The sequence below is a fragment of the Nonomuraea sp. NPDC004580 genome (assembly GCF_040609855.1).
Taxonomy (GTDB): Bacteria; Actinomycetota; Actinomycetes; order Streptosporangiales; family Streptosporangiaceae; genus Nonomuraea; species Nonomuraea salmonea.
Map to the genome: position 1 here is coordinate 1 of NZ_JBEXLH010000044.1, position 20454 is coordinate 20454.

At 72.8% G+C, this 20454-nt stretch carries 19 protein-coding genes; 1 reads left to right on the forward strand and 18 read right to left on the reverse strand.

Going from position 1 to position 20454, the window contains the following annotated elements; all coding sequences use genetic code 11:
* Window positions 1-166: 166 nt before the first annotated feature.
* Genes ABZW11_RS32915 through ABZW11_RS32930 form a run of 4 tightly spaced genes read right to left on the reverse strand, consistent with a single transcriptional unit; the run spans window position 167 to window position 5082 of the window.
* Window positions 167-796 (reverse strand): GAF domain-containing protein, encoded by a 630-nt coding sequence (locus ABZW11_RS32915; RefSeq protein WP_355425643.1) that lies wholly within the window; start codon window positions 794-796, stop codon window positions 167-169.
* Window positions 783-1787 (reverse strand): S8 family serine peptidase, encoded by a 1005-nt coding sequence (locus ABZW11_RS32920; RefSeq protein ID WP_355425646.1) that lies wholly within the window; start codon window positions 1785-1787, stop codon window positions 783-785. Before ABZW11_RS32920 ends, ABZW11_RS32915 begins: the two co-directional genes overlap by 14 nt.
* Window positions 1784-4891, reverse strand: coding sequence for an AAA family ATPase (locus tag ABZW11_RS32925; protein ID WP_355425648.1), 3108 nt, complete (start codon window positions 4889-4891; stop codon window positions 1784-1786). The genes ABZW11_RS32920 and ABZW11_RS32925 overlap by 4 nt, the downstream gene beginning before the upstream one ends.
* Window positions 4888-5082 carry an aroma-sacti cluster domain-containing protein gene (locus ABZW11_RS32930; protein ID WP_355425651.1) on the reverse strand — a complete coding sequence of 65 codons (195 nt, stop codon included), beginning with the start codon at window positions 5080-5082 and terminating at the stop codon, window positions 4888-4890. The genes ABZW11_RS32925 and ABZW11_RS32930 overlap by 4 nt, the downstream gene beginning before the upstream one ends.
* A gap of 219 nt (window positions 5083-5301) precedes the next feature.
* Between ABZW11_RS32930 and ABZW11_RS32935 the strand changes: the two genes are divergently transcribed.
* Window positions 5302-5541 (forward strand): LuxR C-terminal-related transcriptional regulator, encoded by a 240-nt coding sequence (locus tag ABZW11_RS32935; RefSeq protein WP_355425654.1) that lies wholly within the window; start codon window positions 5302-5304, stop codon window positions 5539-5541.
* Between the two features lie 6 nt (window positions 5542-5547).
* Here ABZW11_RS32935 and ABZW11_RS32940 read toward each other — a convergent pair whose 3' ends face one another.
* The 14 genes from ABZW11_RS32940 to ABZW11_RS33005 all read right to left on the reverse strand — a co-directional run bounded on the left by ABZW11_RS32940 (window position 5548) and on the right by ABZW11_RS33005 (window position 20347).
* Window positions 5548-7380 (reverse strand): S9 family peptidase, encoded by a 1833-nt coding sequence (locus ABZW11_RS32940; RefSeq protein ID WP_355425656.1) that lies wholly within the window; start codon window positions 7378-7380, stop codon window positions 5548-5550.
* On the reverse strand, window positions 7377-8579 hold the full coding sequence (locus ABZW11_RS32945; protein ID WP_355425659.1) for an FAD-dependent monooxygenase: 1203 nt from the start codon (window positions 8577-8579) through the stop codon (window positions 7377-7379). Before ABZW11_RS32945 ends, ABZW11_RS32940 begins: the two co-directional genes overlap by 4 nt.
* Window positions 8576-8854, reverse strand: coding sequence for a PqqD family protein (locus tag ABZW11_RS32950; RefSeq protein ID WP_355425662.1), 279 nt, complete (start codon window positions 8852-8854; stop codon window positions 8576-8578). The genes ABZW11_RS32945 and ABZW11_RS32950 overlap by 4 nt, the downstream gene beginning before the upstream one ends.
* Window positions 8855-8875: 21 nt before the next feature.
* Window positions 8876-10342, reverse strand: coding sequence for a StsB family radical SAM/SPASM domain sactipeptide maturase (stsB, locus tag ABZW11_RS32955; RefSeq protein WP_355425665.1), 1467 nt, complete (start codon window positions 10340-10342; stop codon window positions 8876-8878).
* 65 nt (window positions 10343-10407) lie between these two features.
* The gene (locus tag ABZW11_RS32960) at window positions 10408-10677 is read right to left on the reverse strand and encodes a StsA-related sactipeptide RiPP (RefSeq protein WP_355425668.1); all 270 of its coding nucleotides are present in this window, start codon (window positions 10675-10677) and stop codon (window positions 10408-10410) included.
* Window positions 10678-10794: 117 nt separating this feature from the next.
* Entirely contained in the window at window positions 10795-11061 is a 267-nt protein-coding gene (locus ABZW11_RS32965) for a StsA-related sactipeptide RiPP (RefSeq protein WP_355425671.1), read from the reverse strand.
* Window positions 11062-11150: 89 nt separating this feature from the next.
* Entirely contained in the window at window positions 11151-12323 is a 1173-nt protein-coding gene (locus ABZW11_RS32970; RefSeq protein WP_355425673.1) for a cytochrome P450, read from the reverse strand.
* Window positions 12320-13606 (reverse strand): TfuA domain-containing protein, encoded by a 1287-nt coding sequence (locus tag ABZW11_RS32975; protein WP_355425676.1) that lies wholly within the window; start codon window positions 13604-13606, stop codon window positions 12320-12322. Before ABZW11_RS32975 ends, ABZW11_RS32970 begins: the two co-directional genes overlap by 4 nt.
* Window positions 13606-14709 carry a YcaO-like family protein gene (locus ABZW11_RS32980; RefSeq protein WP_355425679.1) on the reverse strand — a complete coding sequence of 368 codons (1104 nt, stop codon included), beginning with the start codon at window positions 14707-14709 and terminating at the stop codon, window positions 13606-13608. The genes ABZW11_RS32975 and ABZW11_RS32980 overlap by 1 nt, the downstream gene beginning before the upstream one ends.
* 1 nt (window position 14710) lies before the next feature.
* Window positions 14711-15523, reverse strand: coding sequence for an ABC transporter permease (locus ABZW11_RS32985; protein ID WP_355425682.1), 813 nt, complete (start codon window positions 15521-15523; stop codon window positions 14711-14713).
* A 2-nt stretch (window positions 15524-15525) separates the two neighbouring features.
* Window positions 15526-16473: an ABC transporter ATP-binding protein gene (locus ABZW11_RS32990; RefSeq protein ID WP_355425685.1), complete on the reverse strand. Its 948-nt coding sequence runs from the start codon at window positions 16471-16473 to the stop codon at window positions 15526-15528.
* Window positions 16474-16695: 222 nt separating this feature from the next.
* Window positions 16696-17595: an aminoglycoside phosphotransferase family protein gene (locus tag ABZW11_RS32995; protein WP_355425688.1), complete on the reverse strand. Its 900-nt coding sequence runs from the start codon at window positions 17593-17595 to the stop codon at window positions 16696-16698.
* On the reverse strand, window positions 17582-19294 hold the full coding sequence (locus ABZW11_RS33000) for a transcriptional regulator (protein WP_355425691.1): 1713 nt from the start codon (window positions 19292-19294) through the stop codon (window positions 17582-17584). Before ABZW11_RS33000 ends, ABZW11_RS32995 begins: the two co-directional genes overlap by 14 nt.
* Window positions 19295-19309: 15 nt before the next feature.
* Window positions 19310-20347: a hypothetical protein gene (locus ABZW11_RS33005; RefSeq protein ID WP_355425694.1), complete on the reverse strand. Its 1038-nt coding sequence runs from the start codon at window positions 20345-20347 to the stop codon at window positions 19310-19312.
* Between the last annotated feature and the right edge of the window lie 107 nt (window positions 20348-20454).

Here is a 20454-nt window from a genome sequence, read left to right on the forward strand (position 1 = left end):
AGGCGCAGGTGGAGGCCGAGTTCGAGGAACTGTCCGAGGAGCCGACGGCCGGTGGCTTCCCTGTGCCGCCGCTCGACCTGCCGCACTACCACGGGCCCGCTCACCACAGGTAGCCGCCGGTGGCGCCTGATCGGCCGGCGGGTCGGGCAACCGGTCCGACAGCGCTTCAGGCGAGGAGTTCGTCGGCGGCGACGAGCAGGTTGAGCGCGGTGGGGTTGGGTGTGCCGCCGCCCGACAGGATGCGGGAGGCGATGCGTTCCAGCATCGTAGGGAGGTCGTCGCCGCGCGAGGCGGCCGCGGCGGCGTGCGTGTGGCGCCAGCGCAGCAGCAGCTCCAGGCCGCAGGCGGCCTGGGTGGCGAGCAGGGACAGCAGGTCCACGTCGGCGAGTTCGCCGCGCAGGGCGTCCGAGCGGTCCAGCACCTCCAGGACGCCGATGCACTCCTCGTACCGGATCAGCGGGGCCGCCATGATGCTGCTCGGGACGTAGCCGGTGGCCTCGGCGGCGTAGCGGGCGAAGTACGCGACCTCCTCAACGTCGTCGGCGATCATCGGCTGGCCGCTCGCCGCCACCCAGCCCGCGATCCCCGTCCCCTGCGGGAAGCGCGTGCCCAGCAGGTGTCCCTCGCCCTTGCCCGAGACGGCGGTGAAGATCAGCTCGCCGGTGTCGCCGTCGATGAGGAAGATCGAGGCGGCGGCGGAGTCGAAGACGTGCCTGGCCACCTCGACCACGGACATCAGCAGCCGGCGCTCGGTGAGCTCGACGTCGCCGGGTGGCAGCGGGTCACGTACGGCCATTGATGCCTCCAGGGTCTTCTGTGACGTTGTTCGCGGCCAGGAAGAGCACCGACTTGAGCTGGAACGGTGTCAGCCAGGGGTGTTTGCTCAGGATGAGGGCGCAGATGCCGGTGATGTGGGGGGCGGCGAAGCTGTTGCCCGTGCTGCGGATGCGCCTGCCGCGCGGCCAGGCGACCGGGACCCGCACCCCACGGGCGTGGAACTCGGCCGGCGGTGCCGGGTTGTAGTAGTACGTCAGGGGGTCGTTCTCGTCGTGGCTGGCCACCGAGATGACGGAGGAGAACGTCCACGGGTAGCTGACCACCGGCATGTTGTGCGCGGCGGCCACCAGCATGGTGCGGCGGAAGTACGCGCGGTCGGCCAGCTCCTGCAGCGGGCCCTGGAACTCCTTGCGGGTGGTGGACAGGCTCAGGTTGATCACGTCGAAGCCCTCGTCCACCGCCCAGCCCAGGCCCGCCAGCAGCGCCGCCCCGCTGCCCGACCGGCCGTCGGTCAGCACCCTGACCGAGGTGAGCTCGGCCGCGGGTGCGATCGAACGGATGATGCCCGCACAGGCCGTCCCGTGACCTGCCGGGTCGGTCGGCTCGCAGTCGATGACGGCGGCCTCCTCTGCTCGCGGTGGTCCGGTGCCGATGGTGGTGTGCGCGGTGGTGTGCGCGGTGGTGTGCGCGGTGGCCGCGGTCATCGCCGTGTCGGCGCTCACCTCGTCCGTACGGGCCGCGCCCTGGACGACCACCAGGGATCGGGCCAGGTCGCCCACCAGGGGGTGGGTGCCGTCCACTCCTGTGTCGATCACGCAGACCCGGACGCCGGAACCGTCCGAGCCGCCCCAGGCCCACTCGCGGTCGATCTCCCCTTGGCGGCTCACCTCGAACGCCTCCACGCCCAGCCGGGAGGTGGCCTGGCCCCAGGCGGGCATGCCGGGGAAGGAGGTGGGGCGGGCTCTGCGCCACGGCGGCGGGGGCGTCGTGCCGGTTGCGGTCGTGCTCATCGGGCCGCCTCTCCGCGTCCGGTGCCGCGGTTCCTCGGCCAGGCGGCGCCTTTGGCCGCGTAGGCGCGCCGGGCTCGGTCGGTGGCCGCATCCGCCTCGGTCGGGTGGTTCGCCGTGCGGTAGGCGTCGGCGAGTTCGGCCAGTACGTCGCCGCGCAGGCACGGGTCGTCGGTGTGGTCGAGACGTTCCGCCGCCTGGGCGGCCAGCGTGACGGCGCGGTCGTGGTCGCCTTCGAGCGAGGCCAGGCGGGCGCGCAATGCCAGCGACATCAACTGGCCCCGCGCCTGCAACCGCACACCGGCGGCCGGTGGGCCATCACGCGCACCCGCGGCCGCCACCCGTTCCAGGGTCTGCGTGGCCTCGCTGTGCCGGCCCTGGCGTATCAGCTCGCGTGCCGCGTAGATGTCCAGGGTGGCGGCGGGGCCTGGGTGGCCGGCGGTGCGGAGGGCGGTGGCGGCCTGGCGGAAGCGGCTGGCGGCGGCGCGGGGGTGGGCGTCGAGGGATTCCACCAGGCCGCTCACCTGGGTGACCGCCGTGGCGGCGAGGTCGAGGTGGAGGTCGGTGGCGTGGCGGGTCGCGGTGGCGAGGACGGTGCGGGCCGCACCTATCCGCCCTGCGAGGGCCAGCAACCGCGCCTGGGTGATCAGTACTGGGACGAGCAGGGCTCGGTCGTCCGCGAACCTGGCGGAGAGCTCGGTGCACAGGGCCAGGCCCTCCGGGATCGGGGTGGGCGACCATTGGGCCAGCTCGCAGACCCCGCTGAGCAGCCGGTTCTCCTCGTAGCGGTCGCCGAGGGAGCGGGCCCGGTCCAGGCCCGCGCGCAGGGCCGCCTCCGCGGCGCCGAAGCGGCCCTCCCCCAGGTGGGTGAGCGCTTCCAGCTCGTGGAAGCGGCACCAGCTCAGGTCGTCGTCCGGCTCGGCGGTGAGCAGGTCGCGCAGCGGGTCCAGCGCGGGGTGGGCGAGGCCGAAGCGCAGGCTCAGCGCCTCGCGCTGGATCGCGCAGGTCAGGCCGGTACGCCGGTCGCCGGGCAGCATCCACTCGGCGGCTTCGACCGCCGCGAACGCCCGCTCGCCGTCGCCGCGTGCCAGGGCGGCGTCGCAGATCCGTACGGCGAGCCGCCGGTGCTCGGGGTCGCCCGGCGGCAGCAGCTCGCGTCCGCGCTCCAGCAGGGCGAGCGCGGCGGGCAGGTCCTTGCGGTGGGCGGCGTGGGTGCCCGCCCCGATGAGCGCGCGGGCGGCCCGTACGGTGAGCGCGGGCAGCAGCGGGTCGTCCGGCTGGACCTCGCGCTTGAGCAGGCACGCCGTCTCCAGGTGGTGCGCGAGGTCCCCTTGCGCCGGCTCGTCGAAGGAGCCGGCCGGTGGATGGCGCGGCTCCCGGTCCTCCAGGGAGGCAGGCGAGCGGTCCTGCACGGAGGCGGGCGAGGGGTTCTCCGGGCAATGAGGTGTCAGGTGGTCGGCGAGGGTGAGGTGCCAGGTGGCTCTCAGCTCCTTGCGGGTCATCGCGTACACAGTTTCCCTGGCCAGAGTTTGGGTGAACTGGTAGGAGCCGGGCAGCTCCGCGCGGCGGATCATCCGCTGTCGCACCAGGCTCCACAACGCCTCGTCCGCGTCGAAGGAGCCGGGGAGCAACACCGTGAGGCGGTCGCGGGTGAAGACCTGGCCGATGGTCGCGGCGCGTTCGAGCACGTCGCGCTCCCCGTCCCCCAGCCGGTCGAGGCGGGCCGCGATGAGCGCCTGGACGGTGGGCGGCAGCGGCGCGTCGGCGCCCTCCTCGGCCAGCGTCTCCAGCATCAGCTCGGCGAAGAGCGGGTTGCCGTCGGCGCCCTCCGCCACCCGGTCGAGCAGGGGGTCGGCACCGTGGGCGACCACCTCACCAGAAGGCGGTGCGAGGCAGGCGACCAGCGCGCGCATCTCGCCGGGGTCGAGGGGGCCGAGTTCCAGCGCGTACGCGCACGCCATCCCGCCGCCCCAGGTGGGCCGCAGGTCGAGCAGTTCGGGCCGGGCCACGCAGACGAGCAGCACGGGCACGTCGATCAGCCGGGCCGCCAGTTGCTCGATGAGGTCGAGCAGGGTGGGTTCGGCCCAGTGCAGGTCCTCCCAGATCACCACCAGGGGCCGGCGCCGGGCCAGGGCCTCGAACAGGCCGCGTACGGCCCGCGCGATCTCCTCCACCCCCGAGGTGCCGTCGGTGGCGGCGAGGCCGTGCAGGGCCCGTACGCTCGCCGGCTCCAGCTCGGGCGCGACGAGCGGCCAGTCGCCGTTGAGCGCTTCGAGCATCTCCGCGATGGGCCGGTAGGTGATGCCGGCCCCGTACGACGGGCACCGCCCCACGAGCACCGGCGTCTGCGCGGGCAGCCCTCCGGTGAAGTCGCGCACCAGCCGGGACTTGCCGATGCCGGGCAGCCCGAGCAGCGTGACCACGCAGCACCGGCGGTCGCGGGCGGCCCGCCCGTACGCCTGCCTGAGCTGCCGCGCCTCCTCCTCGCGGCCGATCAGCGGCGCCTGGTCGTCCGCGCGGGCGGCGCCCGGCGCGCCCAGCGAGAGCAGCCGCCAGGCCCGCACGGGAGCGCGCTTGCCCTTGAGCCGCAGCGGCGGTACCGGCTCCACCTGGGCGTACGCGCGGACCATGCGGGCCACCTCGTCCCCCATGAGGATGTCGCCGGCGCCGGCCGCCGACTGCAGCCGGGCGGCGGTGTTGACGGTGTCGCCGGTGACGCGCAGGTCGGCGCCGGGCAGGTCGATCACCATCGCCTCCCCCGCCGCGATTCCGCAGTGCACCTCCAGCCGGATGCCGTGGGTGGGCGCGAGGTCGTCGCTGAGCCGGCGGACCCGGCCGAGTGCGGCGTGCGCGGCGCGTACGGCACGCAGCGCGTCGTCCTCTCTGCTGGCCGGGACCCCGAACACGGCCATGATGGCGTCGCCGATGTACTTCTCGACCACGCCGCCGTGCTCGGCGATGCCCGCGGTGCAGGCGCGGTGGTAGCGGTCGAGTACGCTGCGCAGCAGCTCGGGGTCGAGCCGCTCGGCGAGCTCGGTCGAGCCGACCAGGTCGACGAACACGACGACCACGCGCCGGCGGGCGGGGCGGGCGGCCCTCGTGCTCATACGAGCTTGAGGTCCTGGCCCTCGACCTCGCCGGCCGCCGCGTCCAGCCGGGTCTTGATCGAGTTGAGCAGCTCGACCTCGGGCCTGCCCAGCTCGGCGAACACCTGCCGCTGCCGCTCGTTCAGCAGGTCGACGGGGTGTCCTGCGGCACGCAGCGTGGCCAGCGCGTCGAAAGGCTTCTCGCTGTCCATCGGTCAACCTCCCGGGCAGGTGGGCACTGATCTGCACGCTATGTCCGGCCGGTTTCGCGCCGGTATGGCGGCGGCATACCCGCGCCATGGCGGCCGTTCCGGCTAACCGAAGCCATGGCCGGGCCATACCGGTACGCAACCGGGCTCTCCTAGCGTTCGAGGTCGGAGGCGCTCTCGTCCGGGGCGCCCGCGGTCGATGCGAGCCGTCCGGAGACTTCCATGGCCCTTGTTTCCGATGACCTGATCAATGATCGTGACCGGCAGCTGATCGTCATGCTCGCCACCGGGTACACGACGACGCGGATCGCGCGGGAGATGCGCCTGAGCAGGTACACCGTGGCCGAGCGGATCGGCAAGCTGCTCGACCGCTTCGCGTGCAGCAACCGCAGCCAGCTGGTGGCGTACTGCTACGCCCACGAGCTGCTGCACGTCGGCGTCTGGCCGCCGGCGTGCTCGTAACCGGTTCTATGCCAGGTGCTCGGCGAGGAAGCGTTCGACGGCGGCGTAGTACGTCTCCCTGTTCTCCGGCCTGAGCAGCCCGTGGCCCTCGTTCTCGAACAGCAGGTACTCGTGCGGCACGCCGCTCGCGCGCAGCGCCGCGACGATCTGCTCGGCCTCCTGGCGGGGCACCCGTACGTCGTTCGCGCCCTGCACGATCAGCAGCGGGATCGTGATGTCGGCGGCCCTGGACAGCGGCGAGCGCTCCCACAGCAGGTCGCGCTCGGTCGCGGGGTCGCCCACGTGGGCGTGCATGAAGGTGTCCACGGTGCGCCGGTAGGCGGCGCCGCCCTCCAGGAGGGTGATGAGGTTGGACGGGCCGCACAGGTCGATGGCGCAGGCGTACGCGCCGGGAGTGAAGGCCGCGCCGGCCAGGGCCGCGTATCCGCCGTACGAGCAACCCATGATCGCGACCCTGGCCGGGTCCACGGCGCCACGGGCGGCGAGGTACGAGACCGCGTCCAGCAGGTCCGTCTGCATCGCCGCGCCCCACTGCTTGGCGCCCAGGTTGTGGAAGTGTTTGCCGTAGCCCACGGAGCCGCGGAAGTTCACCTGGATGCAGGCGTAGCCGCGGTTGGCGAGCAGCTGGGCCTCCTCGTCGAAGCACCAGGAGTTACGCCACCAGGGGCCGCCGTGCACGTTCACCACGGCCGGCAGGGCGCGGCGTTCGGCGCCGGGCGGCCAGGTCACGTAGCCGTGCACCTCGACGCCGTCGCGGGCGTCGAACACGAACGGCTCCATCTCGGCGAGCCGGTGGCGCTCCAGCTCGGGCTGGTGGGAGAAGAGGAAGCGCAGGCGGTCCTCGTGCCGGTCGTAGACGTAGTAGCGGACCGGCGCGTCGCAGGCGACCACGGTCACGACCCATGTGCGGTCGCCGCGCTCGGAGCGGTCGATGTCGAGCTCGCCGTGCACGCCCAGCTCCGCGAGCCGCTCGCTCAACCGGGTGACGGCCCGCGCGTAGCCGTCGTCGAGGAACAGGCGCTCGTCGCGGTCGCGGCCGAACACCACGGCCTGCGGGCGGCGGTGGATCGGGTCCACCTCCAGGGCCTTGGCGTCGTGGACGGGGTCGGCGGCGAGGAGGGTGCGCCGGCCGGTGGCGGCGTCCACGGCGTACAGGCGGGTGGCGTTCGCGCCGATGGACGAGAGCAGGTGGACGGTCTCGCCGTCGCGGGAGTAGCCGGCGACGCGGGTGCCCACGGCGTCCTCGCGCGGCACCTCCAGCCACGGCGTGGGCTCGTTCACCCCTGGCCTGGTCAGGTGGATGGTGAGGGTGCCGTCCTGGTTCATGGTGGTTCCGCCGCGGATGCGCAGGCCGGGGTCGATCTCCCAGCTCAGGTACCCGGGATTGTCGGCGATCTTGATGAGGTCGCCGGTCGCCAGGTCGAGGCGGTAGACGTCGTGCAGCTCGGGCCGGTCCTTGTTCAGGCCGATCAGCATCGTGCCGGGTCGTGAGCCGTTGTGCGCGAGCACGCGGGCCTGCACGCCCTCGAACGGGGTGACGCAGCGCTCGGCGCCGGTGTCGAGATCGACGAGGTAGAGCCGCCAGCTCTCGTCGCCGTCCCGGTCCTGCAGGTAGTAGAGCGTGCGGTCGTCGTGGCAGAACCCGGCCGACCTGATGCCCCGCCCGCGGTCCTTGGTGACGGGCCTGGCCTGGTCCGGGGCATCGGCCGGGCCTGCCCAGACGTTGAGCACGCCGTCGTCGGGGGCGAGGAAGCGCAGCCTGGTGCCGTCCGGTGACAGCGCGGGGGCCAGGTAGGCGGGGTTGCCGAACAGCAGGCTGCGCGGGATCAGGCGGGTCATGGCGTGCTCTCCTGCTCGGCGATCAGGGTCTGGGCGCGGAAGATCCGGGTCGCGAGCTGGTGGCTGGTCAGCGCGGCCCGGCTCAGCAGGGTGTGCCGCGGGGCGCCGCCCTGGCCGACGGCCATCCGCCACGACGGGTCCGCCACCTCGGCCACGGCGGCCTGGAGCTCGGGGGTGCGGCAGGGTTTGACGCCGCCGTGCCCGGCCAGCTCGCGGTCCAGGCGGAGCGCGGTGAGCGCGGCGATCGACATGCCGTGGGAGTGGACCGGGTTGACCGCGACGACCGCGTCGCCGATCGCGAGCACCCCTTCCGGCAGGGGCGCGCGTTCGAAGAAGCGCCGCCTGTCGGCGGTGTCGCGGTACGGGCGGATGCGGCCGAGCGGCGTGGCCGCGGCCATCAGCTCCCCGACGAGCGGGCTGCGCAGGTTGCGGGCGAACGCGGTGAAACCGGGCTCCTTCATGGGCGGGTCGCCGGTCAGGGTGACGACCCAGCGGCCGTCCTCGATGGGGAACAGCGTGGCCCCCCGCGCGGGGCCGTCCGGGTGCGGGTGGATCATGATCGCCGGTGTGGCGGCGGCGCGCCCGGCGGGCGCCCGGTAGAGGCGGGTCGCGTACGCCAGCTCCGAGGCGATCACCGTCTCCTCGATCCGCGGCGCCCCGAGCCCGGCCAGCCAGCTCGGGGCCTTCGAGCGGCGGCCCGTCGCGTCCACGACGAGATCGGCCTCCACGGTCTGCGGCGGGCCGCCCGCGCGGCCGACGGTCACGCCGGTGACGCGGCCGGCGTCGCCGGTCAGGCCCAGCGCGACGGTGTCCGGCCACACGGTGATTCCGCGCAGGGCCCGGCGGCGTACGACGTGGTCCAGCAGGGCGCGGGTGCACGAGATCAGGTACGCGCCGGTGTCGTGCCGGGCGAACCAGCCGTCGGCGCTGAGGATCAGCGCGTCGCCGGTCAGGTCACGGCGGTGCGCGCCCCGGGCGTACAGGGCCTTGAGCGTGCCGGGCAGCAGTTCCTCCAGCGCCCGCGCGCCGCCGGTGACCAGCACGTGGCTGTGGTGCGCCTGCGGCAGCCCGCGCCGGGACAGCGGGACTGACGGGTAGCGGTCGCCCTCGACGAGCAGCACGTCGTCCGCGTGCCGGGCCAGCACCGCGGCGGCCAGCACGCCCGCGAAGCCGCCGCCGAGGACCACCGCGCGGGTCACGCCGGGCTCTCCTCGAACAGGCCCTGGTCCATCATCGTGCCGATGAAGGCGTGCACGTCCGCCACGATGCGCTTGATCAGGGCCGGGTCGGTGCCGGCGAACTCGCGGGACAGGGCCGAGGCGACCGGCTGGGCCTCGCCGCCGCCCGCGACGGCGAGCCAGATCTTGGAGCCCGTCTCGTTCAGGGTGCGGAAGTCCCCTGTCTCGGTGTGGTAGAGCGAGATGCCCTCGCCCGTCTCCTGCCACACCACGGCGTCACTGATGCGGAGCGACACGCGCCACCTCCTGCTGTCTTGTCATCGGACGGGGGTTATCGGGAGCAGCTCGCCGACCCGGGCCCGCGCGGGCGGCTCGGGCTTGGGCAGCGAGACGGGGACGAACGTCTTCCAGTCCTCGTACACCGCGTGCACCTCGCCGGTGGCGACCAGGCGCGGCGTGGTCATCTCGGTGTCGTGCGCGGCGATCTCGCGGGGGTCGACGCCGGCCTCCTGCCACATCTGGGTGACGACGCCGTGCCGCAGGATGCGGCACAGGTGGCGGCTGTTCCTGCGGGCGTCACCCGACTCGGCCATGTGCGCGGCGCGGCAGCCGCCGCCGCAGGTGGCCTTGATGTAGCAGCGCTCGCAGTCGGCGTGGTACTCGCCGCCGAAGACGGTGCTCGTCCGCATGCCGCGCAGCACGGGCGTGGCGAAGATGTCCTCCAGCGACTGCCGCCTGACGTTGCCGGCGAAGTGCTCGCGGCCGGTGACCAGCTTGCACGGGTACACGTCGCCCAGGGAGTTGATGTAGATCTCGCTGCCGCCCATGCCGCAGTTGCCCTTGATCGAGCAGGGCGAGATGGGCTTGGGGCCGAGCGGGCGCAGTTTCCCCGCGACCGGCACGGTCCACACGAGCTGCTGGATGCGCAGGTGGTCGGCCCAGCCGAAGTCGTACTCGTCGGTGATGCCGCGGCCCAGGTTGTTGTGGTACATCAGCCGGATCGAGTTGACCTGGAGCCCTTCCATGAAGGTCGCGAAGTCCTCCAGGTGGTGCACGTTCTCCGAGGTGACGATGTGGTTGATGCTCGGCGCCACGCCGGCGTCGTTGAGCAGCTTCAGTGCCCGGTACGTCTTGTCGAACGCTCCCGCGCCCCTGGTGCGGTCGTGGGTCTCGGCGGTGCCGCCGTCCATGCTGACCGTGACGTTGCCGAACAGCTCGGCGAACCTGGCGGCCTGCGCCGGCGTCCTGATCATCGTGGCGTTGGTGATGATGTTGCACCTCAGGCCACGGTCGTTGGCGTGCTCCACGATCTGGAACAGGTCCTTGCGCAGCATCGGCTCGCCGCCGGTGAACACCAGGAGCCCGGTGCCGACGTCGGCGATGCGCGAGACCAGGTCGAGGGATTCGGCGGTGTCGAGCTCGCCCGGCAGGCATTTCTCCGAAGAGGCGTAGCAATAGGGGCAGCGCAGGTTGCAGCCGTCGGTGATGGCGTAATAGACCGTCTGCAACGCGGGTTCGGTCAGCTTGATCTTCGGATGGTTGCCGTTGTAATAGACGACCCAGCTCAGAATCAGTTTGGCGAGCGTGCGCTCGGTCTCCCTGGTGGTTTCGAGCGCTTCGCCGGTTCTGGCCAGGGCCTGTAGAACGCCGAATTCCCGCTCGTCGAGCACGCATCGGCCACCGGCGTGTGGATTGACCACCAGATATTCTCCGGCGCGTGCGAAATACGTCAGCCCGTCCGGCACCTCGAACAGGGCACGGTTCGCTGTCAGCTTCCCGGGCATGTCCACTCCTTGTGTCGCGTCGGCTCGCAGGTGCGGCCGCCCGCACCTGCGAGCTCGTCGGCCGGCTACTGGGCGTTCTGTCCCGACCCGGACCAGAGGCCGCACGCGCAGAGCATGCCCGGCTCGAAGTTCTGCTGCGTCGCCTCGGGGGTGGTCCAGCCGCCGATGGAGTGCGCCAGCACCTCCGGCAGCGCGGCGGGAACCCTGCCCTTGAGCGACACCAGCATGTCCACTTCCTCGCGGGACAGGACGCTGAATGCCTGCGTCAATTCCGGCGCCTCGGAACCGGTCAGAATTCCGGCCGTACGCAACGCTTCCTTCGCGTCGAAGGTCATGCCTTTCCACCTCTCTTTTCGGGGGAACTGCCTTTCACGTCGAGTATCGCCCGGTCATATGTCGGGCGGGCAACCCCATGAATGTGGGTGGCCCGCGCCTGCGAGCTCGCCGGCCGGCTAGTGGGACTTTCCCGACCCGGACCAGAGGCCGCACGCGCAGAGCATGCCCGGCTCGAAGTTCTGCTGCGTCGCCTCGGGGGTGGTCCAGCCGCCGATGGAGTGCGCCAGCACCTCCGGCAGCGCGGCGGGAATCTTACTCTTGAGCGACACCAGCATGTCCACTTCCTCGCGGGACAGGACGCTGAATGCCTGCGTCAATTCCGGCGCCTCGGAACCGGTCAGAATTCCGGCCGTACGCAACGCTTCCTTCGCGTCGAAGGTCATGCCTTTCCACCTCTCTTTTCGGGAGAACTGCCTTTCACGTCGAGTATCGCCCGGTCATATGTCGGGCGGGCAACCCCATGAATGTGGGTTCACAGCCGTACGGGCAGCCGGCGGACGCCGCGGACGAAAAGGTCGGGCGTCCATTCCAGATCGGTGGCGGACAAGGTGATGCCGGGATGGCGACGGAACAACGCGCACACGACGGCGCGCAATTGCACGCGGGCCAGCGCGGCGCCGGGACAGAAATGGATGCCGTGGCCGAAACCCAGGTGCCGGTTCGGGGCGCGGGCCACGTCGAACGCGTCCGGCCGCTCGAACACCTCCGGGTCGCGGTTCGCCGCCACGAGCATCGGCAGCACGGTGTCGCCGAGCGGGATCGTGGTGCCGCCGATGTCCACGTCGGCCAGCGCGTACAGCGGCCTGGCGTGCCCCACGGGGCCGTCGAAGCGCAGCATCTCCTCCACGGCCGCGTCGATCAGCTCCGGGCCGGCACGCAGCCGCGCCGCCTGGCCGGGGTGGCGCAGCAGGGCGAGCAGGCCGTTGCCGATCGCGTTGGCGGTGGTCTCGTCGCCGGCCAGCAGGAGCTGGAACACGCTGGACAGCAGCTCGGCCCGGCTGAGGTCACCCTCGATGAGCTGCGAGATGAGGTCGTCGCCGGGGTGGGCGCGCCGCTCGGTGAGCGTCCGTTGCAGGTACGCGATGTACTCCATGCCGTGCCGCCGATCCCTGCCGCGCAGGATGCCGTCGCTCCAGCGGCGCAGCAAGGGGAGGTCCCGACGTGGGATGGCGAGCAGCTCGGCCATGATCAGGGTGGGCAGGGGCAGGGCCAGCGCCTGGATCAGGTCGGTCTCCTCGTGGCCGTTCATGCGCTCGACCAGGTCGGCGACGTGGCGTTCGATGCGTGGTTCGAGTGCGGCCACCGCCCGTGCGGTGAACGCGGGCGCCAGCAGGCGGCGCAGCCGGGTGTGGTCGGGCGGGTCCAGGTTGACCACGCTCCTGCGGACCATCGGCAGCGGGTCGCGGTCCCAGGCGCGGTGCCGTGCGGCCGGCTCAGGGGGCAGCCGGTCGATCTGGCGGCCCAGCAGCGGGTCCGCGAGGGCGCGGCGTACGTCGTCGTACCTGGTCAGGTACCAGAACACGCGGCCGGTCGCGGGCTCGACGTGCCGGTACACCGGTTCCTGCGCCCGCATCGCGTGCAGCGCCGGGTGCGGGTCCGCGGCGTGCGCTGCCGGGTCGAGTCGCCGCGGCGGCGCGGTCGTCACCGTGCTCCGCCGGGGGTCTTCACGTCCAGGGCGAAGAAGCGGGCGGCCGCGTGCCCGAGGTCCTCGACGCCGAGGAAGCCGCGGCGGGCCATCGCGACCCGGGGCGGAGTGCCGGGCCAGTGGCGCAGGAACAGCCGGCCGCACAGCTCGGGCGGCGGGACGACGAGCCGTCCCCTGTGCTGCTCGGCGACCTCGTCGGCGCGTGCGACCACGTCGGTCCATCGGTCCCAGCGGCCGGTGTCGCGGAGCCGCGCCATGACGGCCGGGCGCCAGTCCGCCGATTTCCAGAGCGGCCAGACCCGTACCATGACCAGCTTGAGCTGCTCCTTCGACGGCAGCGCCGCGCGTTCCTCCTCGGTGAGCCAGGCCGCCAGTTCCTCGGGCAGCCCCTCCGCCACGCCGAGCGTGGTGCGGGCGTGGTGCTCCAGGCTCAGGCCGCGCGCGGCGGCGAAGCCGGCCAGCAGGGTCGTCAGTGCCTGCTCGTGCAGGGCGGGGTAGCCGTCGTCGAAGAGGCGCGCCGCCGTCAGCACGTCGAGGTCGGACATCCAGCGTCCTGGTGCGTACTCGCGCCGCGATCCCCACTTCAGCGCCTCGTTGTGGGTGATTCCGGTCAGCGCCGTGTCGTCGGGGCGGGTGGGTGCCGGGTCCTCGTCGCGGGCTCTGTTCAGGGCCTCCACAGCGTCCAGATGCTTGAGGTCCCAGTCGCCGGCCGCGATCTTGCTTCTGAGCGTGTGGAGGGCGTCCTGATCGTCCGGTACGTCCTCGGCCAGCTCGTGCCAGGTCCGATGGGTGAACGGGCGGGCCTTGGCCGCCGCCAGGATCCGCTCGGCCGCCTCCTGGGGGACCAGGCCGGTCCGGGCCCCCTCGTGGCAGCCGTGCCGCAGGTTGACCATCGCGACCGTGCCCGCCGGGTAGCCCGCCTCGGCGGGGCCGTGCAGCACCGCCACCTCGTCGTCGCCGTCGATCTCGCCGCCCGCGTACAGGTGGAAGACCGTGCCGACGCCGCGCATGCCGTACGGGCTCAGCTCGGCCGCGCGCAGCGCGCCCATGCTGGCCGCGCCGATGACGCGGACGCCCTGCCCGAGCAGCCAGAGGATCTCCTTGTGTCCCACGGAGAGGCGTTCGCGATAGTAGCCGTCGATGATGACCGCGGTGTCCCCCGGCGTCCAGGTCTCGGCGAACAGGTCGTTGCGGGCGACGGGCGGCCTGACCCGCGCGCCGGGAAGTGCGGTGCGGATCTCGCCGGCGGAGATGGTCGGGCCCGCGTAGACGACGTGGCTCATCACAGCACCTCCGGGGAGACGCGGGCGCCCGGCGCCACCACCTTGACGACGGGGACGCCGATCTCCTCGCGGGTCAGGTCGACGACGAGGGGCGGGTGGCCGAACGCCGCGGCGGCCCGCTTGACCGCGTCCTCCAGGTCCTCGGCCAGGGTGTCGTGCGCGCGCATGAGGGGGACGTCGTGCGACGGCTCGGAGCTCTCCCGCCGGGCGACGCCGTCGTGGAAGTCGGCGCGCAGGTCGTCACGGGCGCCTGACACGTACGCCAGCCGCGCCTGCGCCGCCTCGGTGATCGCCCGGGTGAGCGCGATCTCCGAGCTGAGGTGGCAGCCGAACCCGAAGAACGCCGGTGGGTAGTCGTCGCAGCTGACCCTGGCCAGGAAGCACGGCAGCCCGGTCGGCGACGGCAGGTGCCTGACCTCCAGCCGTACGCGGGCCCGCGCCAGCGTGGCGCACAGCTCGTCCACGATCGGCGACCCCGACGTGCCAGGATCGACGCGGACCCCGCCGGTCGGGCCCGCGGCGGTGACCGCGTCCCGCTCGATCACCTCGTACAGGGCGTGCAGAATCGCTTCCGTCCGCGTGTTCCCGCCGGCCAGGCCGTTGCTGGAGGCGAGGAACAGCGGCGGGCTCCAGCCGGTGCCGCGTTCCAGCGTCAGCGCCACGGCGTCGCGCGGCACCAGCGTGGGCGAGCCGTCCTCCAGCGAGGTGCCCGCCAGCCAGTCCAGCGGCAGGCCGTCGTGCAGCAGGCTCGGCGTGGCGGGGACGAGGGCGTGGACGTCGTAGCCGAGCCGGCAGTCACGCGGGGGCGCGGTGACGTCCGGCGGCAGGGGTTGTTCGACGTGCCACAGCTCGATGGACTCCATGATCGCCGACAGCCTGGCCAGGTCGGGGGTGACCCCCTTGCCCTGGGAGACGGCGAGCGTGCGGGACGCGGGGCGGATCGCCTGGAACGTCGGGATGCCCACGGTGTCGAGCCTGGTGATGTCGGCGACCCGGGTGACCCCGACCGCGCGGGCCGCCCGCCGCGCCATCGCCAGCGTGGCCGCCGGGTCGCGGGCCCGGTCGGTGCCGGGGAGCCGTACTTTGGCGTCAGATATCAGCATGTCAGAGATTCCGTGCCCGGTTGAGCAGCGCCCGGCCGGCCACCGCGTACGTGACCACCGCGATCACCGCCAGCACCAGCAGGTTCACCCACGCGTCCGCGAACCCGAACAGCGCCGCGTCCCGCATCCCGTTGATCGCGTACGTCAGCGGGTTGACCATCGCGATCCACTGCAGCACCACGGGCATCTGGTCGACCGTGTACATCGACGGCGCGCTGAACACCAGCACCAGGATCGACACGTTCGACCCCACCATGAACGTCTGGAAGTCGGTGATCGTGATGGCCGCGGCCAGGTAGAGCCCGTTGAACGCGATCGCGGCCAGCGTCAGCGCCACCAGCAGCCCGGCCCAGCCCTCCGCCCCGAAGGGCAGGTCGAAGATGACGACCGCGACGCCCAGCGCCAGCAGGCTCTGGCCCAGCACCAGCGACACCCCGGCCAGCAGCTTGCCGAGCAGGAACCGGGAACGGCGCATCGGGTACGACCACAGCTGGGTCGCCACCCCGCTCAGCTCCTCCTGGAACAGCGCCACCCCCGAGGTGCCTGACGCGCTGACGATCGACATCGCCAGCACCATCGGCAGCAGGAAGACCGCGAACGGCAGCTGTTCGCCCCGGTAGGAGATGCTGCCGACCAGGTTGCTCAGCGAGGTGTTCACCAGCAGCAGGTACACCAGCATCGGCGCCAGGCTGAGGATGAGGTTGATGCGGTTGCGGGCCAGCAGCGCGTACTCGCGGTAGATCACCGCGAACAGGTCGGCGGCCCTCGGGGCCACGGTGGGCGGCGCGGTGGTGAAGGTGAGGTCGGCGGCCATGGTCAGCCCTCGTTCTCGGTCATGCGGAGGAAGACCGTCTCCAGCGAGTCCAGCGCGGTCGAGACGCCGCTGATCGCGATGTCGTGGTCCTGGCAGTGCCGGGTCAGCTCGGGCAGCATCTCCTTGGCGCGCGGGCCCTCGATGCGCACCTCGGTGTCCTCGGCCGTGGCGGTCAGCCCGGCGTTGCCCGCCCACGCCACCAGGGCGCCGCCCGCCGCGGCGTCGGCCAGGGTCACCCGCAGGTGCACCGAGCCGAACTCCTCCACCAGCTCGCGCGGCTTGGCGAAGCGCAGCACCCGCCCCCGGTCGATGACCATCACCCGCTGGCTGTTGCGTTCCAGCTCGTCGATGTGGTGGCTGGTCCACAGCACGGTCACGCCGTGCTCCTCGCGCAGCCAGGTCACGAACCGCTCGATCTGGTGGCGGCCCGCCACGTCGAGGCCGGCCGACGGCTCGTCCAGGATGAGCAGCTTGGGCAGCGTGATGAGGGCGCGGACGAGCTGCAGCCGCTGCCGCTGCCCGCCGGACAGCTGGAAGCACAGCTGCGGCAGCGCCTTGGCCACGCCGAGGAACTCGGCCAGCTCCAGCGCCCACGGCCGTACGTCGCGCCACCGGACGCCACGGAACCGGGCTGAGATGCGCAGGTTGTCCAGTGCGGGCAGCATCTCGTCGAACGGGGCGGTCTGGTGCATGGCTCCGATGCCGCTCTTGGCGGCCACCGGCTGGCGCACGGGGTCGGCGTCGAACACCTGGACCCGTCCTGAGGTGGGCGTGGTGACCCCGCAGATCATCTTGATCAGCGTCGTCTTCCCTGCGCCGTTCGGGCCGAGCAGCCCGATCGTCTCGCCCCGCGCGATCTCGAACGACACGTCGTCCACGGCCGGCGTCTCCATGCGCCGATACCGTTTGGTCAGCGCCTCGGCCGTCACCACGTCGCCCGACACGGCCATACCCGCCACCTCTCGTTGGTTGGGGTCGCGTTGTCGTGTCGAGTATCGGCGCGCTACGCACGGGCGAGAAACCCCACGAATGTGGGCGTTTCACACGATCGTCGGCGTGACAGGCGGTGCCGGGCCACGGTCGTACGCCGCGGCCCGGCGACCCGGGCGTCGGCCTTGAGACCCGGGCGTCGGCCTTGACCGTCAGCGTGGCCGAGACCGCCGCGCTCTGGCTCAGACGCCCTTGAGGACCCGTTCCAGTGCCGCGTGGCCCAGCGGGCCCCAGTGGGGTTTGCCGCCGGGGAGGCCGCGGTCGCCGTTCTGGCCCATGAGGATGAGGAAGAGGGACTTCAGGGCGGCCAGGCCCCTCGCGCGGCGGATCGTCGCCTCGTCGGCTCGGGCGTAGGTGTCGAAGAAGCGGTCGGCGGTGCCGGCGGGGAGCAGCAGCCAGGCGGCGATGAGGTCCCAGGCCGGGTCACCGGCGAACACGTCGCCGAAGTCGACGATGCCGGCGAGCGTGCCGTCCGCGACGACGACGTTCGCCGGGTGGAGGTCGCCGTGCACCCACATCGGCGGGCCCGTCCACTCACCGGCGGTGACGGCGTCGTCCCAGACGGCGCGGACGTCGGCGGCGATGTCGTCGAGCGCGTCGGCCTCCTTGAGCCAGCTCTCGAAGCCGCCCGTGCAGTCTCTGGGGTGGGCGCCGCGGTCGGTCGAGGTCGGCGCGTCCGCGGGGGCCTGGACGTGCAGGGCACGGAGGAAGCGGGCCAGCGTGTCGGCCGCGTCGGTGCCGCGGGTGATCGTGCCGAGGTCGAGGGGCTCGCCGTGCACCCACGTCATCACGGTCCAGTGCTTGGGGAAGCGCTCGGACGGCTCGCCCGCCCGCACCGGGACCGGGATGGGGAGCGGCAGGGCCGGGGCCAGCTCGGGCAGCCACCGCCGTTCCTTGAGCTGGGGCTCCGGGGTGGTGTCCATGCGCTGCACGCGTACGGCCAGGTCGTCCCCGAGCCGCCACATCTGGTTGCCCCACCCGCCCGTCACCTCGCGGACGGGCAGCCCGGCGAGATCCGGGTGCTGGTCGCGCAGCAGGTCGCGGACCAGCTCGGCGGTGATCTCGATCTCAGCGTCGGTCATGCGACGCCACCCTACTGAGTTCGGCGGCGTAAAGATGAGCAAGAGGGGACATCGTGTACGTCAGCGCGTGCGCGGCGACCTCCGCCGCCTGGTCGATCTCGGGCATCCGCAGCACGTTCGCCTCCAGCAGCGCCTCGATGACCCGCTCGCCCAGCGCCGCCACCAGCTCCTCATGGCTGAACGGCGGCCCGTGCAGCGCCCCCAGCGCGGCGAACGCCGCACCCCGGTAGCACTCCTCGAACCGCGCCCGCAGCGACACGTCACCGGCGGTGAACTCGTCCAGCACGTTCCCGGCCCGCGTCAGCCGCTCGGCGAGCACCCGCAGCGGTACGTGCGGCAGCCGCGCGAACCGGCCCCCGAGCAGGCGCAGCGTCAGCGGGGAGCGCCCGTACCTGTCGAAGAGGGCGGTGAGCGCGGCCCGGCCGGCGAGCGTACGCTCGCGGCCGAGCTGCGCGGCCAGGAACGCGAGGCCCTCGGCGTCCGAGAGCTCGCCCAGCCCGACGCGCGCCACCGACTCCAGCCCGCTCAGCCGGCTCCTGCTGGTGACCAGCACCCGGCTGTCGCCGGAGCCGGGCAGCAGCCTGCGCACGCTCGGCTCGTCGGGGGCGTCGTCGAGGACGAGCAGCACGCGGCGCCCGGCCAGCCAGGACCGCCACACCGAGGCCAGCACGTCCGCGTCGTGCACCCCGGCGGTGCTCACCCCCACGGACTCGAGGATCTCGTGCTGGACGTCGTGCGCTCCCCCTCCCCCGAGCGGGACCATCAGGGCGCCGTCGGGGTAGCCGGGGGCCAGGGCGTGCGCGACGTGGACGGCGAGCGCGGTCTTGCCGATGCCGGGTTCGCCGGTGATCAGGGTGACGGCGGCGGGTTCGTGCAGGATGCGGTGGATCTCCGGTTTCCTGCCGACGAAGTCGCCGATGTCCCGTGGGAGCTGGTCGGTCGTGCGTACGGCGGGCGCGGGGCGGGCGACCGTACCGGTGAGGATGTCCTGGTAGAGGCGCTTGAGCACCGGGCTCGGGTCGATGCCCAGCTCGCTCGCGAGGCGCCTGCGCAGCTCCTCGAAGTGCGCCAGGGCCTCGGACGCCCGCCCGCAGCGGGCCAGCGCCGTCATCCGCGCCGCGGCGATCCGCTCGCGGGCGGGGAAGCGCGCGGCCAGGACGTCCAGGCCGGCCAGGGCCTCGACGTGGTGGCCGAGCTCGATCTCCAGCTCGGCCCAGTCCTCGTGGACCGACAGGAACAGGTCGGTGAACCCGGCCACCTCCCGCGCCACCCGGGGCACGTGCGCGAACTCGGTCAGCGGCTGCTCCCGCCACAGGCCGACCGCCTCACCGAGCAGCTCGGCGGCCGTCGCCGGCTTCCCGCCGTGGATGGCGCCGCGTCCCGCTCTGGCCAGCTCCTTGAAGCGCAGCAGGTCGAGCTCACCGGGGGTGGCGCTGAAGCGGTACCCCCAGCCGTGGAAGCCGATCCGGTCACCGGTGAGCTTGCGTAACGCGGAGACGTAGACCTGCAGGTTCTTCCTGGCCGTACGCGGCGGCGTCTCTCCCCACAGCGCGTCGATCAGTTCGGCGGCCGGGACGACCGCGTTCGCCCGGCACAGCAGCAGCGCGAGCAGCAGCCGCTGCTTGCGCGCGCCGATGACGGCGTCGTGCCCGTCCACCAGGACCTGGAGCGGGCCGAGGATCGAGCAGTACAGGCTCATGCGCCTCCCCCGACGTCACCATGTCTCGCTGCCCAGCACGAGGAAGTCGAGCACGTCGCCGATCGGCGGCGGGGCGGCCGCGCGCTGCACGTTCGCGTGCAGGGTCATGACCATCGCGGCGGCGGCGTTCGTGAGCGCGCGGGTGCCGGCCTTGGTCTCGAACCAGCGCCAGTCGCCGTCCGCGTTGACCTCCAGGAAGACGACGTCCTCCGGGGTGAGCAGCAGGTCGAAGGCGCCGTACGTGAGCCCCCAGCCCCGCGCGAGCCGCTCCACCACCTCGGCGGCGCGCGGCGGGACCGGCATGCCCCGGACCGACACGGCGGCCGGGTTCCGCCAGGGCGCGTCGGGCGACGGCTTGGTGACGGCGAAGGCGTGGAGGTCGCCGTCCAGGTAGTAGACGCGCAGTTCGAGGTCGTGCTCGACGTACTCCTGCACGATCACCGGGAAACCGGGCGGTCGGCGGCGCATGAGGGTCTCGCGGCCGACGACCTCGGCGAGCAGGCCCACCAGGCGGCCGGGCACGGCCTCGACGAAGTGCTCGTCCAGCACCTTCACCACCAGCCTGTCCCCTTTCAACGCCTCGGCGGTGCGGGGGTCGGTGGTGACGATCGTGCGCGGCGTGCGCACGCCGGCCGCCGCCGCCCCGGCCAGCTGCGCCAGGCGGCCCGCGCGGTCGCCGCCAGGGAGACCGGCGGGGGCGAGCGCGGCGAGCTGGCCGACCAGCGCTGACCAGGAGTCGGCGCCGATCAGCGAACCCGCGTACCCGTCCGGGATCGCTCTGGGCATCGGGCCGCGCGCCCACACGACGGTCGGACGGAAGGAGCGCCCTTCGAGGGTGACGAGCCCGTCGTCGAGGGAGATCGTCAGCGGGTCCCTCCCGCCGTCCGCCTGGGCGGCGTCGAAGCGTACGGTGGGCACGCCGAGCCGGTGCAGCACGGCCTGCAGCGCGGCGAACTCGCCTCTGGCCGCGCGGTCGGCGAGCACGACCCGCGACGCGCACTCCTCCTCCGGCAGCCACCGGACGGCGGCGGGCGACGGCGCTCGCAGGTCCACGGTGACCGGAGGCGCCGAACAGGGCGGCCCGCCGCCGTGGCCTAACACTTTCTCCCCGTAATTGTTCGCCCGCCGAGCGTGAATGCCGGCGGCGGTTTCTGCGGCGA

What these genes read in the sequence shown, in the direction of transcription:
- ABZW11_RS32915 (WP_355425643.1), bottom strand. Translation starts at nt 796, where the DNA reads ATGGCCGTACGTGACCCGCTGCCACCCGGCGACGTCGAGCTCACCGAG.
- ABZW11_RS32920 (WP_355425646.1), bottom strand. Translation starts at nt 1,787, where the DNA reads ATGAGCACGACCGCAACCGGCACGACGCCCCCGCCGCCGTGGCGCAGA.
- ABZW11_RS32925 (WP_355425648.1), bottom strand. Translation starts at nt 4,891, where the DNA reads ATGAGCACGAGGGCCGCCCGCCCCGCCCGCCGGCGCGTGGTCGTCGTG.
- ABZW11_RS32930 (WP_355425651.1), bottom strand. Translation starts at nt 5,082, where the DNA reads ATGGACAGCGAGAAGCCTTTCGACGCGCTGGCCACGCTGCGTGCCGCA.
- ABZW11_RS32935 (WP_355425654.1), top strand. Translation starts at nt 5,302, where the DNA reads ATGGCCCTTGTTTCCGATGACCTGATCAATGATCGTGACCGGCAGCTG.
- ABZW11_RS32940 (WP_355425656.1), bottom strand. Translation starts at nt 7,380, where the DNA reads ATGACCCGCCTGATCCCGCGCAGCCTGCTGTTCGGCAACCCCGCCTAC.
- stsB (WP_355425665.1), bottom strand. Translation starts at nt 10,342, where the DNA reads ATGCCCGGGAAGCTGACAGCGAACCGTGCCCTGTTCGAGGTGCCGGAC.
- ABZW11_RS32960 (WP_355425668.1), bottom strand. Translation starts at nt 10,677, where the DNA reads ATGACCTTCGACGCGAAGGAAGCGTTGCGTACGGCCGGAATTCTGACC.
- ABZW11_RS32965 (WP_355425671.1), bottom strand. Translation starts at nt 11,061, where the DNA reads ATGACCTTCGACGCGAAGGAAGCGTTGCGTACGGCCGGAATTCTGACC.
- ABZW11_RS32975 (WP_355425676.1), bottom strand. Translation starts at nt 13,606, where the DNA reads ATGAGCCACGTCGTCTACGCGGGCCCGACCATCTCCGCCGGCGAGATC.
- ABZW11_RS32980 (WP_355425679.1), bottom strand. Translation starts at nt 14,709, where the DNA reads ATGCTGATATCTGACGCCAAAGTACGGCTCCCCGGCACCGACCGGGCC.
- ABZW11_RS32985 (WP_355425682.1), bottom strand. Translation starts at nt 15,523, where the DNA reads ATGGCCGCCGACCTCACCTTCACCACCGCGCCGCCCACCGTGGCCCCG.
- ABZW11_RS32990 (WP_355425685.1), bottom strand. Translation starts at nt 16,473, where the DNA reads ATGGCCGTGTCGGGCGACGTGGTGACGGCCGAGGCGCTGACCAAACGG.
- ABZW11_RS32995 (WP_355425688.1), bottom strand. Translation starts at nt 17,595, where the DNA reads ATGACCGACGCTGAGATCGAGATCACCGCCGAGCTGGTCCGCGACCTG.
- ABZW11_RS33000 (WP_355425691.1), bottom strand. Translation starts at nt 19,294, where the DNA reads ATGAGCCTGTACTGCTCGATCCTCGGCCCGCTCCAGGTCCTGGTGGAC.